This is a genomic window from Aeromonas allosaccharophila (assembly GCF_000819685.1).
Classification (GTDB): domain Bacteria; phylum Pseudomonadota; class Gammaproteobacteria; order Enterobacterales; family Aeromonadaceae; genus Aeromonas; species Aeromonas allosaccharophila.
Window position 1 is genome coordinate 33,980 of the sequence record NZ_CDBR01000023.1, and the last position, 15,250, is coordinate 49,229.

Genomic DNA, 15,250 nt, shown 5'->3' on the forward strand with positions numbered 1-15,250 from the left:
AGAACCGGAATCCGTCATGTTTGAGAATTTGACTGAACGACTCTCGCGCACCTTGCGCAATGTCAGTGGCCGTGGTCGTCTGACCGAAGAGAACATCAAGGAAACCCTGCGCGAAGTCCGCATGGCGCTGCTCGAGGCGGATGTCGCCCTGCCGGTAGTGCGTGATTTCGTGGCACGCGTCAAAGAGCGCGCAGTCGGGCAGGAAGTGGCCAAATCCCTGAGCCCTGGCCAGGCATTCATCAAGATTGTGCACGGTGAACTGGTCACCGTGATGGGGGAGGCCAACGAACAGCTCAACCTGGCTGCCCAGCCGCCTGCGATCATCCTGATGGCCGGTCTGCAGGGTGCCGGTAAGACCACCACGGTCGGCAAACTGGCCAAACTGCTCAAAGAGCGCAGCAAGAAGAAAGTGCTGGTGGTCAGTGCTGACGTCTATCGCCCTGCGGCGATCAAGCAGCTGGAGACCCTGGCCAGCGACATCGGGGTTGACTTCTTCCCGAGCGACGCCAGCCAGAAGCCGGTCGACATCGCCACCGCCGCCATCGATCAGGCGCGCAAGAAGTTTTATGACGTGGTGATCGTCGATACCGCCGGTCGTCTGCACGTCGACAGCGAGATGATGGCCGAGATCCAGCATCTGCACGCCACCATCAAGCCGGTCGAAACCCTGTTCGTGGTCGATGCCATGACTGGTCAGGATGCCGCCAACACCGCCAAGGCATTCAACGAAGCGTTGCCGCTTACCGGTGTAATCCTCACCAAGGCGGACGGCGACGCCCGTGGTGGTGCCGCGCTGTCGGTGCGTCACATCACTGGCAAGCCGGTCAAGTTTATCGGTATGGGTGAGAAGACTGACGCGCTGGAGCCATTCCACCCGGATCGTCTCGCCTCCCGCATCCTCGGCATGGGCGATGTGCTCTCTCTTATCGAAGAGGTCGAGCGCAACGTCGATAAAGAGAAAGCGGCCAAGCTGGCCAGTAAGGTCAAGAGCGGTAAAGGCTTCGATCTCGAGGACTTCCGCGAGCAACTGGCCCAGATGCGCAACATGGGCGGCATGATGGGGATGCTCGACAAGCTGCCCGGCATGTCTGGTTTGCCGGATAACGTGAAAGATCAGATGGATGACAAGCTCACCGTGCGGATGGAAGCGATCATCAGCTCCATGACGCCGAAAGAGCGCGCTCATCCTGATCTCATCAAGGGTTCCCGCAAACGCCGTATCGCCGCAGGCTCCGGCATGCAGGTGCAGGACGTGAACAAGCTGCTCAAGCAGTTCACCGAGATGCAGCGCATGATGAAAAAAATGTCCGGCAAGGGCGGCATGCGCAAGATGATGAGCCAGATGAAGAACATGATGCCCCCCGGTTTCGGTGGCGGTCGCGGCCCGTTCTGATCCGGCCCGCGTGTTGATGGGGGTCTGCAGCGGCAGGCCCCTTTTCATTGCTGTTCTGCGCAAAAAATGGCTGGCTTGGTTGCAATTATTACGAATCCAAGTAGAATTACGCGGCTTATTTTAAGCTAGGGTCCGCGTGTTTGCGGGCCTTGTTCATTAGATGTTAATGAGGACGATATGGTAACCATTCGTTTACAACGTGGTGGCGCGAAAAAGCGTCCGTTTTACCAGGTAGTAGTTTCTGACAGCCGTTGCGCCCGTGACGGTCGCTTCATCGAGCGCGTTGGTTTCTTCAACCCGGTTGCTGCTGGTTCTGCTGAAAAGCTGAACCTGGACCTGGCTCGTATCGAGCATTGGGTTGCTACTGGTGCCGCTGTTTCTGACCGCGTTGCCAAGCTGATCAAAGACGCTAAAAAAGCTGCTTAATCAGCCAAACGGTAAGGAGTTAAGGTGGAAAAACCTATAGTTCTGGGCACCCTGGGTACCGTTTATGGCATCAAGGGCTGGCTTAAAGTGAACTCCTTCACCGATGTTGCCGAAGCGATTTTCGATTACAACCCCTGGCTGATTAATCAGAACGGGGCGTGGCGTGAAATTCGAGTTTCATCCTGGAAACGTCACAACAAGGGTCTGATCTGCAAACTCGATGGTATCGATGTGCGCGAAGATGCCCTGGCATTGACCAATGTCGAGATTGGTGTACCCGCCGATCTGTTGCCTGCGTTGCCTGAAGGTGAGTTCTACTGGCGTGACCTGATTGGTTGCTCCGTGGTGACCACCAAGGGATACGACCTGGGCAAGGTGACCGAATTGATGGAAACCGGCTCCAACGATGTGTTGGTGGTTGAGGCCAATGTAAAAGATGCCTTTGGTGCAAAGGAGCGGTTGATTCCGTTCCTGGAAGAGCAGGTGATCAAGAATATTGATCTGACTGCTCGAACAATCGAAGTTGATTGGGATCCTGGTTTCTAGTTTCCCGCGCTAACACGGGTGCCGGAGGTTTCTTATGTGGATTGGGGTCATTAGCCTCTTCCCTGAAATGTTCCGAGCCATTACCGAGCACGGGGTAACGGGTCGGGCCGTCAAGAGTGGCCTGCTGCAGATTGAGTGCTGGAACCCCCGGGAGTTTACCCACGATAAACACCGTACGGTCGATGATCGTCCTTATGGTGGTGGGCCCGGCATGTTAATGATGGTTCAGCCGCTGCGTGACGCGATTCATGCAGCCAAGCAAGCGGCGGGAGACGGGGCGAAAGTCATCTATCTCTCTCCTCAGGGACGCAAGCTGACTCAAGCGGGCGTAACCGAGTTGGCGACGAATCAGAAACTGATTCTGGTAGCCGGTCGATACGAAGGTATCGATGAACGCGTGATACAAACCGAAGTCGACGAAGAGTGGTCTATCGGGGATTACGTGTTAAGTGGTGGCGAGTTGCCTGCCATGACCCTGATCGATGCGGTTTCGCGTCTGGTCCCGGGGGTTTTGGGTGATCAGGCCAGTGCCGAGCAAGACTCCTTTATGGGTGGCTTGCTGGATCATCCCCACTACACTCGGCCGGAGGTGTTGGATGGATTGGCGGTGCCCGAGGCGCTGACAAGCGGCAATCACGAAGTGATTCGACGCTGGCGTCTCAAACAGTCGCTCGGACGAACCTGGCAAAGAAGGCCGGAACTTATTAACAACCTAGCTCTGACTGACGAGCAAGAATCACTTCTTGCCGAGTATGTCCGCGAAGTGCGTGACAGCGTTAAGTAGAGTTTTCAGTTTATCCTAGGTAAGGAAAGACAATGAGCAAGATTATTCAGCAGCTTGAACAAGAGCAACTGCGTACCGACATCCCGGCTTTTGCCCAGGGCGACACTGTACGTGTTCAAGTTCGTGTTAAAGAAGGTGGTAAAGAGCGTCTGCAGGCTTTCGAAGGCATCGTTATTGCCAAGCGTAACCGCGGTCTGCACTCTGCTTTCACCGTTCGCAAGATCTCCAACGGCGAAGGTGTTGAGCGTGTATTCCAGACTCACTCTCCGCTGATCCACAGTGTAGAACTGAAGCGTCGTGGTGATGTTCGCCGCGCCAAACTGTACTACCTGCGCAACCTGTCCGGCAAAGCTGCTCGTATCAAAGAGAAGCTCAACTAATTCGATTCGAATTGGTGTCGGTATGTCGGCAAATAGCTCGACAGGTAGTGAAAAGGCTCGCCAATGGCGAGCCTTTTTTGTATCCGTCTATTGGCTATCTGGGTGCCGTTACTGGATGACCCGTACTACCGAGTTGTCGCGCCCGAAGGGGCCTGGTACATAGTCATCTGCTGCCCAGTCATTCTCGTAGAGGGTCTCACCTTCCGGGGTGATGAGCTGGTAGCAATATTCGAAGTAACCCGGGCCGTCGGTCGGCAGATTGAGGGTGGCTTTGAACTCACCGCTCTTCATGCGCTTCAGCTCGACCGGTTGCCACTGGGTGAACTCACCGATCAGCATCACCTGCTCCGCGCCTGCGGCGGCCTCCTTCTCTACGGCGAAGGTCACCTTGACCTCGGGCTTGGACTTTAAAAACTGTTTGATCAGTGGCATGACGCCTCCTTGTCTGTGAGTTAAAAATGGCTCCTGTCTATTTTTATACCATCATATGACAAAGATGTTGATAAGGCAGATCAAGTCGGCAGGGCAAAATAGCGTTGCAGCAGGCTGTGGGTGAAGTCGATCTTGAGATAGAAGCCGCGCGGTAGGGTCATGATGGGTTGACCATCACGACCGATGGCTCTTGTCAGTGCCTTGTTGTTGGCGGCCTTGGGCCGCAGTTGCATCACCTGGCCGTGGCGCGCGCTGATCTGCTCCACTTCCCCCAGCACAATCATGTCCATCAGCTCCTCCCAGTCCTGACGCAGTAGCCGATCGTCCTCTTGATTCGGGCTCCACATCAGCGGCATACCGACCCGCCGCTCGCCAACCGGGATCTCGCGACTGCCTTCCACCGGGATCCAGAGTACCCGGGAGAGCTTGTTGCGCACGTTTGACTCCTCCCAGCGCTGGCCGCTGACGCCGATCAGTGGGGCGACACAGACGAAGGTGGTCTCCAGCGGTTTGCCCTGAGGATCCACGGGGATCGTCTTGAGTTCGATCCCCAGCTCCGGGAAGTCCTGTTCCGGCTTGCTCCCTGCGCTGGCCCCCAGTTGCAGCTCGATCAACTGACCGACCCACCCCTTGTCACGGCGCAGATCGCTGGGCACCGCGACGCCAGCCTCGGCGGCCAGCTGCGCCAGGGTGAAGCCAGCTATGGCATAGGCGCGGCTCAATAACTCCTGCTCGGATTGGGGATTGCTTGGCATAGTTGGCTCCATCTTGCTCGCCATATTCTAACAGGGGAGGATCCCGAGAAGGATCGCTGTTTTTATGACCGATCCTGAGTGGATAAGATCAAATGCAGAGAATTTGGGGACTATCAGCTCATCGTGATGATTTTAAAGGGTTTTGTCTATTTTATCGAGCAGTGATCCAGGTCTGGTTTGACCTCGAAATAGTTGTCCAAGGGTTTGTGCATGATGTTACACACAGTTATCCACAGAAATCTTGGATAAGTGGATGAAAGTGGGTGGAGTCGCTGATATGTTACAAAAAATTGTGAATGCCACCCCATTTTTATCGGGTAAACGGGGTAGATATTGTGCCACTCCTGTGGATAATTTCGCCGCGGTGGATCTTTGAACAGTTGAACTTGTTCACAATCCGGATCATGAATCTGGCTCTTTGATTGACATGGATCTAGATCCAGTTGTTTTGATTCAACTGCATGTATAATAATGTTTTTTTATCTTTTCATCTGCGAGGTTGCGCGAAAAGTCGCTTTTTGCGTACAGTTAAAAAGTACTGTATATACCCGTTTGCTAACAGCTTTATGCACAGCCTGGGTGGGCAACTTGGGGGCGCGGATCCTTGGATTTGTTTATAAGTATGTTTGAAATTGAAAGTTATTCATGAAACAGGGGATTCACTCCTTGTTTGCTGCCACGGAGTGAATGTGGAACAATCTCCTTATAGATTCAGCCTTTATAAGGTGATCACGTGATTGATGGCGACGGATTTCGTCCCAATGTCGGTATCGTGATCTGTAACCGTGAAGGACAAGTGTTGTGGGCTAAACGCTATGGGCAGCACTCCTGGCAGTTTCCGCAGGGGGGGGTTGATGATGGTGAAACGCCAGAGCAGGCCATGTATCGAGAGCTGTATGAGGAGATTGGCCTCAAGCCCGAAGATGTGACCATCATGGCCACCAGTCGTAACTGGCTAAAGTACCGTTTACCCAAACGTCTTGTCCGCTGGGACAGTTCACCGGTCTGTATTGGCCAAAAGCAAAAATGGTTCCTGTTACAACTTGGTCCGGGCAGGGAATCGCGGATCCAGTTCGGCTGTCATGGCCATCCCGAATTTGACGACTGGCGTTGGGTCAGCTTCTGGTACCCGGTGCGTCAGGTCGTCTCGTTCAAGCGGGAGGTTTACCGCCGGGTCATGAAAGAGTTTGCCCCGCTGGCGATGCCAGTGCCGGCAGTGCAGGTCAACAAGAAGGATGGGCGACGCAATCGCGCCCGTTAAGGAGCACAGATTAGTTGTTAACGGAACTGAGACGTATCGTCGAGAGCATGGCCGAGGCCAATACCCTCGAGCAGGCCTTGCAGGCATTGGTGAGCCAGACCCGGCACGCCATGGCAGTGGACTGCTGCTCCGTCTATGTCTCGGAACCCGAGGTGCGCCGCTATCGCTTGGCGGCTACCGACGGCTTGGCCCCGTCCGCAGTCGGCAAGGTGACCCTGCCCTACGAGCAGGGCATCGTCGGTCTGGTGGGTCAGCGGGAAGAGCTGATCAACCTGGCTGATGCCCCCGCGCACCCCAGTTTCAAATTCCTGCCCGATGTGGCCGAAGAGGCGTTCCGCTCCTTCCTCGGTGCCCCCATCATGCACCAGCGTCAGGTGGTTGGCATTCTGGTGGTGCAGCAGAAGGAGAGTCGCCGCTTCGATGAGGGGGAAGAGTCCTTCATGGTCACACTGGCGGCCCAGCTGGCGGCGCGGATCGCTCAGGCGCAGGCCAAGGGGTGGTTGCAGAAGACCGACTGGAGCAAACCGCTGCGCGGTATTGCCGGTGCCAGCGGCATCGCCATGGCCAAGGCCTGGGTGTGGCGGCCCCGCAAGGCGCTCTCGTCCATTACCCCGCGCAAGGATGAAGACCATGCCAGCCAGCTGGCGCGGCTGGAGCTGGCCGTGGAGGAGGTTCGTCACGATCTGGAGAGTCTGGCGCTGCGTTTTCGCGAGAGCTACAGCCAGGATTCGGTGGCGATCTTCGATATCTACCTCCATCTGCTGAACGATCCCGGCTACATCAAGCCCATTCGCAACAAGGTGAGCAAGGAGCACTGGACTGCGGTCTCTGCAGTCAAGCTGATCAGCGATCGCTTGATCGAGCAGTTCAAGGGGATGAAGGATCCCTACCTGCAGGAGCGCTCCACCGACGTGAAGGATATTGCCCAGCGGCTGATCAGCCGGCTGGTGCAGAATGAACCTGAACATATCTCCATCGGCGAGCCGGTTGTGCTGGTTGCCGATGAAGTGACCGCCACCATTCTGGCGGAAGTGCCCCGCGAGTATCTGACCGGGGTGGTCTCGCTCAAGGGGGGGACCAACTCCCACGCCGCCATTCTGGCCCGTGCCATGGGGGTGGCCGCCATCATGGGGGTTGATCTGCCCCTTGGTGACATCGGTGGTCGCATGCTGGTCGTCGATGGCTACAGCGGCGATCTCTTCATCGAACCCAATCAGGTGATCCTGACCGAGTATCGTCAGCTGCTGAGCGAAGAGCGGGCCCTCGATACCCTGGTGCGCAGCGTCGACAACCTGCCATCCGAGACGGCCGACGGCACCAAGGTCTCCCTGCTGCTCAACGCCGGTCTCAGCGCCGATACCGAGATCTCCCTCAACCAGCTGGCGGACGGGGTGGGCCTCTATCGCACCGAGATCCCCTTTATGCTGCAGGAGAGCTTCCCCTCAGAGTGGGAACAGACTGCCCGTTATCGCGGCATTCTGGAGACCTACCGCAACCGGCCGGTCTGCATGCGGACGCTGGATGTGGGCGGCGACAAGCCGTTGCCCTATTTCCCCATCGTCGAGGGAAACCCCTTCCTTGGCTGGCGGGGGATCCGGATCACCCTGGATCACCCCGAACTGTTTCTGGTGCAGCTCAAGGCGATGCTGCGGGCCAGCGAAGGACTCGACAATCTGGCCATCATGCTGCCGATGATCAGCAGCGTCAGCGAAATCAAAGCCTCCCGTCGCCTGCTGGATCAGGCGTGGCGGGAAGTGTCGGAAGAGGCGGCCAGCCGCGATGCTGTGATCCGCTACCCCAGCCTCGGGGTGATGATCGAGGTGCCTTCAGCCCTCTTTATCTTGCCGGAGATGGCGCCGCTCATCGATTTCTGGTCGGTGGGCAGCAATGACCTGACCCAGTACCTGCTGGCAGTGGATCGCAACAACTCCCGGGTTGCCAACATCTACGATGCCTTCCATCCTGCGGTGATCCGCGCCCTGCAACAGCTGGTTGATGCCTCCCATCGCTACCAGAAGCCGGTGTCGGTCTGTGGCGAGCTGGCCGGTGATCCGGTCGGTGTACTGCTGCTGCTTGCCATGGGCTATCGCCGCTTCAGTATGAACACCCACAACATCGCCCGGATCAAGTACGTGCTGCGTCAATCCACCCTGAGCGAGTTGACCGAACTGATGGCCGATGGCCTCAAGCATGACAATCCCCACATACTGCGCGGCCTGTTTGCCCGCTATCTTGAGGAGCATGGTTTGGGCGGTTTGCTGCGAGCCGGTCATAAATCGAAACAGAGTGATTGATAATCATGCCTTGTCCCTGCTGACGAATGATCGGAAAATGCGGCTTTTCTTATGACTGGGGCCGCTTATGCAGCACGATGGATATTGGGTTTTCTCGCAGATTGATCCCGTAGCATTCAGTTTGGGACCACTATCGGTACGCTGGTATGGTCTCATGTACCTGTTTGGTTTCGCTTTTGCCATGTGGCTTGCCGGCCGTCGCGCCGATGCACCAAACAGCGGCTGGACCCGCAACGAGGTGTCGGATCTGCTGTTCTACGGTTTCCTCGGGGTGATCCTCGGTGGCCGTGTCGGTTACGTGCTGTTCTACAACTTCGATCTCTTCCTCGCGGATCCCACCTACCTGTTCAAGATCTGGACCGGCGGCATGTCGTTCCACGGTGGCCTGATCGGGGTTATCACCGCGATGATCTGGTTTGCTCACAAGACCAAGCGCCACTTCTTCACCGTGGCCGACTTTGTGGCGCCGCTCATTCCGTTTGGCCTCGGCGTTGGCCGGATCGGCAACTTCCTCAACGGCGAGTTGTGGGGGCGGATCACCGATGTGCCCTGGGCCATCATCTTCCCGGAAGCCGGCCCCGAGCCGCGTCATCCCTCCCAGCTCTACCAGTTCGCCCTGGAAGGGGTGGTACTGTTCATCATTCTCAACCTGTTCTGGCGCAAGAACCCGCCACGCGGCGCCATCTCCGGCATGTTCCTGCTGTTCTACGGCCTGTTCCGCTTCCTGGTGGAGTTTGTGCGCCAGCCGGACAGCCAGCTTGGTCTCTACTTACAGGAGATCAGCATGGGCCAGATCCTCTCCACCCCGATGATTATCGCCGGTGCCCTGATGATTTGGGTCGCCTACAAGCGTCCGCAGTTGTTCGGTAATGCCGTGAAGGAGGCGAAATAATGCGAGCTTATCTCGACCTGATGCAGAAAATCCTCGATGAGGGCACCGTCAAGTCAGACCGTACCGGCACCGGTACCGTCTCCCTGTTCGGCCATCAGATGCGCTTCAATCTGGCACAAGGTTTTCCGCTGGTGACCACCAAGAAGTGCCACCTGCGTTCCATCATTCACGAGCTGCTCTGGTTCCTCAATGGCGATACCAATACCGCCTATCTGAAGGAAAATGGCGTCAGCATCTGGGATGAGTGGGCAGACGAGAATGGCGATCTGGGGCCTGTATATGGCGCGCAGTGGCGCTCCTGGCCTGCGGCCGACGGGTCTGTCATCGACCAAATCCAGAAAGCGGTGGATGACATCAAGCACAACCCGGATTCGCGCCGCATCATCGTCTCCGCCTGGAACGTGGGTGAGCTGGACAAGATGGCGCTGGCCCCTTGCCACGCCTTCTTCCAGTTCTATGTGGCGGACGGCAAGCTCTCCTGCCAGCTCTACCAGCGCAGCTGTGACGTGTTCCTCGGCTTGCCGTTCAACATCGCCAGCTATGCCCTGCTGACCCACATGATGGCCCAGCAGTGCGATCTGGAAGTGGGTGACTTCGTCTGGACCGGTGGTGATGTGCACCTCTACTCCAACCACATGGAGCAGACTGCGCTGCAGCTTTCCCGTGAGCCACGTTCTTTGCCGACTCTGGTGATCAAGCGCAAGCCGGACTCCATCTTCGACTACAAGTTCGAGGATTTCGAGATCGAGGGGTATGACCCCCATCCCGGTATCAAGGCGCCCGTCGCCATCTGATAGCAAGGCGCCTCAGGGCGCCTTTTTTATGCAGCTTTATGCATCTAAATAATTGTAAATTCACTTTATTGATTAATAAGACGGTAGCCTGAGACGAGGCAAAACCTGCTTATAGCAGGTATGTTCTACTTTGCCTTCGGTTTTTTCGTTGTGTTGAGCAGCAAGAAACGATTTTCCATTGGTTGTTGCAGGATATAGACTCAAATCAAAGCAATACGGTGGAAAATTTAACCATGAGTGACGTAATCAAAAAGTTCCTGAAGCTGGAGGCCGCCTCCGGAATTATTCTGATCATGGCTGCCATGCTGGCAATGATTTTAGCCAATACCGCGCTGGCTGGCGGGTATCAGGCGTTTCTCGACACGCCGGTGCAGGTGCGCATCGCAGCCCTCGACATCAACAAGCCGCTGCTGCTCTGGATCAACGATGGCTTCATGGCGATCTTCTTCCTGCTGGTTGGTCTGGAAGTGAAGCGTGAAATGCTGGAAGGGGCGCTTTCTACCCGGGTTCAGGCGACCTTCCCGGCCATTGCGGCGGTGGGTGGCATGCTGGCGCCGGCCTTGATCTACGCCTTTTTCAACTATTCGGACGACGTGGCGCGCGCTGGCTGGGCCATTCCGGCCGCGACCGATATCGCCTTTGCCCTCGGGGTGATGGCGCTGCTCGGCAAGCGGGTGCCGGTGAGCCTCAAGGTATTCCTGCTGGCGCTGGCCATCATGGATGACCTCGGCGTCATCATCATCATCGCGCTCTTCTATACCCAGCAGTTGTCGCTGGAGGCGCTGGCCATCGGTATTCTGGCAACCCTCACCCTGCTTTGGATGAATCGCCGCGGTGAGGACAGGATCAGTCTCTACATGCTGGTCGGTCTGGTGCTCTGGGTGGCGGTACTCAAGTCTGGAGTCCATGCGACCCTTGCGGGTGTGGTGGTGGGCTTTATGGTTCCGCTTAACGGCAAGCGTTACGCCTCGCCGCTCAAGTATCTGGAGTACAAGTTGCACCCCTGGAGTGCCTATCTGATCCTGCCGCTGTTTGCGTTTGCCAACGCCGGGGTATCGCTGGAGGGGATTGGCCTCTCCGCCCTGCTGAGCCCGGTGCCGATGGGGATCATGCTGGGGCTGTTTATCGGCAAGCCGCTCGGGGTGTTCACCATCAGCTGGCTGTCGGTCAAACTGGGCATCGCCCAGTTGCCGCCCGGGGTCAACTTCAAGCAGATCTTTGCGGTCAGCATCCTCTGTGGCATCGGGTTTACCATGTCGATGTTTATCGCGTCGCTCGCCTTCGAGCACGGTGGGCTGGATTACGGCAGCTACTCTCGCCTCGGGATCCTGGTGGGCTCCACCATGGCGGCGGTAGTCGGCTATCTGGCCTTGCGCATGGCCCTTCCCAAGGGTGAAGGGGAACAGAGTACGGAGGGACTATGAAGCTACATACAGGGTTGTTGATGCTGTTGCTGAGCCCCGCGGCATGGGCCGGCGGGCTGGAGGATTGCAAGCAGGACGCCGCCTCGGCGAACTGCTCCGCCTATCTGAACGGAGTGGTCGATAGCGCCCTGCTGCTGGGTGACAAGCAGGCCAAGGCGCGCTTTGGCGAGACCTTCTCCGAGCGGGCGCTGAGCAGCCGGGCTGGCGAGCGGGTCAAACACTCCAACAAGCGTTATTGTGCTGACCGGATGCCGGACAAGGCACGCCTCAAGGCCAGCCTGATGGAGCAGTTTGGCGCGAACAAGGTTGACTCGGTCAGCGACATGTATGACATTCTGGCGGTTGAACTCAGCTGCTACCGGAGTCCGCGTCAAGCGGGAACCCCATCGGATGTCACACCTTAACTACAACCACCTCTACTATTTTTGGATGACTCAGAAGAAGGGCTCCGTTACCCAGGCAGCGGAAGCCCTTTTTTTGACCCCGCAAACGGTCACCGGCCAGATCAAGCTGCTGGAGCAGCGCCTCGGCGGCAAGCTGCTCAAACGCAAGGGGCGCTCCCTTGAGGCGACCGAGCTGGGCCAGTTGGTGTTTCGCTATGCCGACAAGATGTTCAGCCTCTCCTACGAGATGCTCGATATCGTCAACTACCGCAAGGAGAGCCAGATCCTGTTCGACGTCGGCATCGCCGATGCCCTCTCCAAGCGCCTTGCCAGCCGCGTGCTGCTCTCCGTCATCCCCAATGATGGCTCCATTCACCTGCGCTGCTTCGAATCGACCCACGAACTGCTGCTGGAGCAGTTGAGCGAGCACAAGCTCGACATGATCCTCTCCGACTGTCCGGTGGACTCCAGCCAGCATGCGGGGCTGCTCTCCAAACGGCTGGGCGGCTGTGGCGTCAGCTTCTTCTGCAAGGCGCCGTTGCCCGAAAAGCCCTTTCCCGCCTGTCTGGAGGAGCGCAAGCTGCTGATCCCCGGTCGCCGTACCGCCATGGGGCGTCAGCTGACCCAGTGGTTCGAGCAGCAGGGTGTCTCCCCCAGCATTCTTGGCGAGTTTGATGATGCCGCCTTGATGAAGGCGTTTGGCTTCTTCAATCAGGGCATCTTCATGGCTCCTACCATCTATCGGGAGGAGATCCTCGAGGGAGAGGGGGTGATGCTGATCGGAGAGACCCAGGATTTGATGGAGGAGTATTACGTCATCTTCGCCGAGCGGATGATCCAGCATCCGGCGGTGAAGCGGGTCTGCGAGAGCGATTTTACCTTCCTCTTTTCCGGCCAGGAGAACTTCTCCGCCATCCAGCCGGCCACCCTGTCGTTTTAAAACGGCCCGTCACCACGTATCATCGGTGATGAGTGGCAGAGGAGAGATGTGATGCAACTTGAAGAGATGGAAGCCAATGCGAGTAAAGCGGTGGCCTTGCTCAAGGCGCTGGCCAACGAACGGCGGCTGTTTATTCTGTGCCAGTTGCTGGAGCGGGAGCTGTCGGTGGGGGAGCTCAACGAACGATTGGGATTGAGTCAGTCGGCCTTGTCACAGCATCTGGCGCTGTTGCGGCGGGATGAGCTGGTGACGACGCGCAAAGAGGCCCAGACGGTCTACTATTCGCTGCGCAGCCATGAGGTGCGTGAAATGATCAGTTTGCTGCATCGACTTTATTGCAGCGCAGATAAATAAAAAACCGGCACTAAGGCCGGTTTTTTCAGCTTTGATCAGCAGAAGCTGATTAAGCCATAGCTTTGATCTGGGCAGACAGGCGGCTCTTGTGACGAGCAGCTTTGTTCTTGTGGATCAGGCCTTTGGTCGCCATACGATCCATGATCGGCTGAGCAACAGCGAAAGCGGCAGTCGCGGCAGCTTTGTCGCCAGAGGCGATAGCAGCGATGACTTTCTTCAGGTAGGTACGGGTCATTGAACGACGGCTGGCGTTGTGCTGACGGCGTTTTTCTGACTGAAGAGCGCGCTTCTTAGCAGATTTGATGTTAGCCAAGGTAAAACTCCTAAAACTGTCTTAGCGAGTGTATTGAAAAGGCCCGGAAATATGCCCTTCCAACCACATAATGTCAAATGATTTGTGCAAATAAACACCGCCTCCCGGTGGTGTGTCAGTAGGGAGACGGTTAAACTGTCGGCCGATTCTAGCAGCATTCTTTTCATTCTGACAGTTCCAGAGGCCTCGTCTTGAGTAAGAAATTGATCAAATCCGGCATGATAGTGTCCGGAATGACGCTGGCATCCCGCGTAATGGGCTTGGTTCGCGATGTGGTCATCGCCAATCTGCTCGGTGCCGGGGTGGCCGCAGACGTCTTCTTCTTTGCCAATCGCATTCCCAACTTTCTGCGTCGTCTGTTCGCCGAAGGTGCCTTCAACCAGGCCTTTGTCCCCGTAATGACGGAGTACAAGAAAAATGGCGACGAGGGGGAAGTGCGTGAATTGCTGGCCGCGGTGGCGGGTACGCTGGGGGGCATAGTGACGGTAGTTACCCTGCTCGGGGTGCTGGGGTCGGGAGTGCTGACCGCGCTGTTTGGCTGGGGCTGGTTCTGGGACTGGTTGCACGGCGGCCCTGCTGCCGAGAAGTTCGAGCTCGCCAGTCTGATGCTCAAGATCACCTTCCCCTACCTCTGGTTTATCACCTTTACCGCCATGGCGGGGGCCATCCTCAACACCTTCGGCCGCTTTGCGGTCTCGTCGTTTACGCCGGTGTTTCTCAACATCACCATGATTGCGGCGGCCTGGTGGATTGCGCCGCTGATGGACAAACCGGAGATCTCGCTGGCGATTGGTGTCTTTTTGGGCGGTTTGGTGCAGTTTTTGTTCCAGTACCCCTTTTTGCGCCAAATTAACATGCTGGTGTGGCCCAAGTGGGGATGGCATCACCCCGGGGTGGTGAAGATCCGGACCCTGATGATCCCGGCCCTGTTCGGGGTCTCGGTCAGCCAGATCAACCTGCTGGTCAACACCATGCTCGCCTCCTTCCTGGCGACCGGTGCCATCAGCTACCTCTACTACTCGGATCGCCTGCTGGAGTTCCCCCTCGGGCTGTTTGCGGTGGCCATCAGTACCGTGATCCTGCCTGCGCTGGCGAAAAAGCATGTGGATGCCGATCCAGCCGATTTCTCCCGCACCATGGATTGGGGGGTGCGGATGGTGATGCTGCTCGGCCTGCCGGCCATGATCGGCATTGCGGTCATGCGCGAGCCCATTTTGCGGGTGCTGTTTATGCGCGGCGAGTTCGGCCTGCATGAAGTGGCCATGTCGAGCGCCAGCTTGCTGGCCTCCACCACTGGGCTGCTCTCCCTGATGCTGATCAAGGTGTTGGCGCCCGGTTATTACGCCCGTCAGGACACCAAGACGCCGGTGCGGATCGGGATGATGTCGATGGCGGCCAACATGGTCTGCAACCTCCTCTTCATCTATCCGCTCGGCTACGTGGGTCTGGCGCTCTCGACAGCCTGCTCGGGCACCCTGAATGCGGCCTTGCTGTTCAAGGGGTTGTACCAGCAGAGCGTCTATCGCCCCTCCCGCCATACCGGGGTATTCTGCCTCAAACTGCTGGTCGCCAGTGTGCTGATGGGGGGCGTGCTCGCCTACCTGTCGCCGGATCTGGCCCAGTGGGGCGCATGGAGCATGGGCAAGGCCAGTTTGCAGCTGACCATGCTGTTGTCGCTGGGGGCCGCGGTCTACGCGGTGGTGTTGCTGCTGCTGGGCATTCGCCCACGTCATCTTAAATCGGGGCAGTAGTAGCTGTGATCCTGCGGCGCCATGGGGAGAGTGCCTCATGGCGTCACGGGGGGCGGGATTGGGTCCGGATAGTTGAAATCAGGCTATGAGGGCTGACCCTGCCTGCTGCCTGATATATAATCCGCCGA

Annotated in this window: 17 protein-coding genes; 14 read left to right on the forward strand and 3 right to left on the reverse strand. The window is 57.4% G+C overall.

Annotated features, from left to right (window positions below):
* The first annotated feature begins 16 nt into the window (after positions 1-16).
* From ffh to rplS, 5 genes are all read left to right on the forward strand, one after another.
* Positions 17-1,393 carry a signal recognition particle protein gene (gene ffh / locus BN1115_RS04590; protein ID WP_033135516.1) on the forward strand — a complete coding sequence of 459 codons (1,377 nt, stop codon included), beginning with the start codon at positions 17-19 and terminating at the stop codon, positions 1,391-1,393.
* 177 nt (positions 1,394-1,570) lie between these two features.
* A complete protein-coding gene (gene rpsP / locus BN1115_RS04595; protein ID WP_042059663.1) occupies positions 1,571-1,819 on the forward strand; it encodes a 30S ribosomal protein S16 in 249 nt (82 codons plus the stop codon).
* A 24-nt stretch (positions 1,820-1,843) separates the two neighbouring features.
* The gene (gene rimM, locus BN1115_RS04600; RefSeq protein ID WP_042059665.1) at positions 1,844-2,365 is read left to right on the forward strand and encodes a ribosome maturation factor RimM; all 522 of its coding nucleotides are present in this window, start codon (positions 1,844-1,846) and stop codon (positions 2,363-2,365) included.
* A 34-nt stretch (positions 2,366-2,399) separates the two neighbouring features.
* The gene (trmD, locus tag BN1115_RS04605) at positions 2,400-3,149 is read left to right on the forward strand and encodes a tRNA (guanosine(37)-N1)-methyltransferase TrmD (RefSeq protein ID WP_042656253.1); all 750 of its coding nucleotides are present in this window, start codon (positions 2,400-2,402) and stop codon (positions 3,147-3,149) included.
* 32 nt (positions 3,150-3,181) lie between these two features.
* On the forward strand, positions 3,182-3,529 hold the full coding sequence (gene rplS / locus BN1115_RS04610; RefSeq protein ID WP_005313505.1) for a 50S ribosomal protein L19: 348 nt from the start codon (positions 3,182-3,184) through the stop codon (positions 3,527-3,529).
* Between the two features lie 108 nt (positions 3,530-3,637).
* Here the strand turns inward: rplS and BN1115_RS04615 are convergent, their stop codons facing one another.
* Together BN1115_RS04615 and mutH are read right to left on the reverse strand one after the other, a co-directional pair.
* Positions 3,638-3,961 carry an isoamylase early set domain-containing protein gene (locus tag BN1115_RS04615; protein WP_019445584.1) on the reverse strand — a complete coding sequence of 108 codons (324 nt, stop codon included), beginning with the start codon at positions 3,959-3,961 and terminating at the stop codon, positions 3,638-3,640.
* 80 nt (positions 3,962-4,041) lie between these two features.
* Positions 4,042-4,716, reverse strand: a complete 675-nt coding sequence (gene mutH, locus BN1115_RS04620) for a DNA mismatch repair endonuclease MutH (RefSeq protein WP_042656254.1) — start codon at positions 4,714-4,716, stop codon at positions 4,042-4,044.
* 733 nt (positions 4,717-5,449) lie between these two features.
* Here mutH and rppH point away from each other — a divergent pair.
* The 8 genes from rppH to BN1115_RS04660 all read left to right on the forward strand — a co-directional run bounded on the left by rppH (position 5,450) and on the right by BN1115_RS04660 (position 13,058).
* Positions 5,450-5,977 carry an RNA pyrophosphohydrolase gene (rppH, locus tag BN1115_RS04625; RefSeq protein ID WP_033135511.1) on the forward strand — a complete coding sequence of 176 codons (528 nt, stop codon included), beginning with the start codon at positions 5,450-5,452 and terminating at the stop codon, positions 5,975-5,977.
* A gap of 14 nt (positions 5,978-5,991) precedes the next feature.
* On the forward strand, positions 5,992-8,271 hold the full coding sequence (gene ptsP / locus BN1115_RS04630; protein ID WP_042656255.1) for a phosphoenolpyruvate--protein phosphotransferase: 2,280 nt from the start codon (positions 5,992-5,994) through the stop codon (positions 8,269-8,271).
* 67 nt (positions 8,272-8,338) lie between these two features.
* Positions 8,339-9,163: a prolipoprotein diacylglyceryl transferase gene (gene lgt / locus BN1115_RS04635; RefSeq protein WP_042656256.1), complete on the forward strand. Its 825-nt coding sequence runs from the start codon at positions 8,339-8,341 to the stop codon at positions 9,161-9,163.
* Positions 9,163-9,957 (forward strand): thymidylate synthase, encoded by a 795-nt coding sequence (thyA, locus tag BN1115_RS04640; RefSeq protein WP_042656257.1) that lies wholly within the window; start codon positions 9,163-9,165, stop codon positions 9,955-9,957. Before lgt ends, thyA begins: the two co-directional genes overlap by 1 nt.
* A gap of 233 nt (positions 9,958-10,190) precedes the next feature.
* On the forward strand, positions 10,191-11,381 hold the full coding sequence (nhaA, locus tag BN1115_RS04645; RefSeq protein WP_042656258.1) for a Na+/H+ antiporter NhaA: 1,191 nt from the start codon (positions 10,191-10,193) through the stop codon (positions 11,379-11,381).
* Positions 11,378-11,785, forward strand: coding sequence for a Rossmann-fold NAD(P)-binding domain-containing protein (locus BN1115_RS04650; protein ID WP_042656259.1), 408 nt, complete (start codon positions 11,378-11,380; stop codon positions 11,783-11,785). Before nhaA ends, BN1115_RS04650 begins: the two co-directional genes overlap by 4 nt.
* Positions 11,772-12,704, forward strand: coding sequence for a transcriptional activator NhaR (gene nhaR, locus BN1115_RS04655; RefSeq protein ID WP_005340434.1), 933 nt, complete (start codon positions 11,772-11,774; stop codon positions 12,702-12,704). Before BN1115_RS04650 ends, nhaR begins: the two co-directional genes overlap by 14 nt.
* A gap of 51 nt (positions 12,705-12,755) precedes the next feature.
* Positions 12,756-13,058 carry an ArsR/SmtB family transcription factor gene (locus BN1115_RS04660; protein ID WP_013724128.1) on the forward strand — a complete coding sequence of 101 codons (303 nt, stop codon included), beginning with the start codon at positions 12,756-12,758 and terminating at the stop codon, positions 13,056-13,058.
* Between the two features lie 49 nt (positions 13,059-13,107).
* Here the strand turns inward: BN1115_RS04660 and rpsT are convergent, their stop codons facing one another.
* On the reverse strand, positions 13,108-13,371 hold the full coding sequence (rpsT, locus tag BN1115_RS04665) for a 30S ribosomal protein S20 (RefSeq protein ID WP_005308808.1): 264 nt from the start codon (positions 13,369-13,371) through the stop codon (positions 13,108-13,110).
* A gap of 191 nt (positions 13,372-13,562) precedes the next feature.
* Between rpsT and murJ the strand changes: the two genes are divergently transcribed.
* On the forward strand, positions 13,563-15,122 hold the full coding sequence (murJ, locus tag BN1115_RS04670; RefSeq protein WP_042656260.1) for a murein biosynthesis integral membrane protein MurJ: 1,560 nt from the start codon (positions 13,563-13,565) through the stop codon (positions 15,120-15,122).
* Positions 15,123-15,250 lie beyond the last annotated feature (128 nt).

Coding starts and splice junctions, on each gene's coding strand:
- ffh (WP_033135516.1), top strand. CDS start 17: ATGTTTGAGAATTTGACTGAACGACTCTCGCGCACCTTGCGCAATGTC.
- rpsP (WP_042059663.1), top strand. CDS start 1,571: ATGGTAACCATTCGTTTACAACGTGGTGGCGCGAAAAAGCGTCCGTTT.
- trmD (WP_042656253.1), top strand. CDS start 2,400: ATGTGGATTGGGGTCATTAGCCTCTTCCCTGAAATGTTCCGAGCCATT.
- rplS (WP_005313505.1), top strand. CDS start 3,182: ATGAGCAAGATTATTCAGCAGCTTGAACAAGAGCAACTGCGTACCGAC.
- BN1115_RS04615 (WP_019445584.1), bottom strand. CDS start 3,961: ATGCCACTGATCAAACAGTTTTTAAAGTCCAAGCCCGAGGTCAAGGTG.
- mutH (WP_042656254.1), bottom strand. CDS start 4,716: ATGCCAAGCAATCCCCAATCCGAGCAGGAGTTATTGAGCCGCGCCTAT.
- lgt (WP_042656256.1), top strand. CDS start 8,339: ATGCAGCACGATGGATATTGGGTTTTCTCGCAGATTGATCCCGTAGCA.
- thyA (WP_042656257.1), top strand. CDS start 9,163: ATGCGAGCTTATCTCGACCTGATGCAGAAAATCCTCGATGAGGGCACC.
- nhaA (WP_042656258.1), top strand. CDS start 10,191: ATGAGTGACGTAATCAAAAAGTTCCTGAAGCTGGAGGCCGCCTCCGGA.
- BN1115_RS04650 (WP_042656259.1), top strand. CDS start 11,378: ATGAAGCTACATACAGGGTTGTTGATGCTGTTGCTGAGCCCCGCGGCA.
- nhaR (WP_005340434.1), top strand. CDS start 11,772: ATGTCACACCTTAACTACAACCACCTCTACTATTTTTGGATGACTCAG.
- BN1115_RS04660 (WP_013724128.1), top strand. CDS start 12,756: ATGCAACTTGAAGAGATGGAAGCCAATGCGAGTAAAGCGGTGGCCTTG.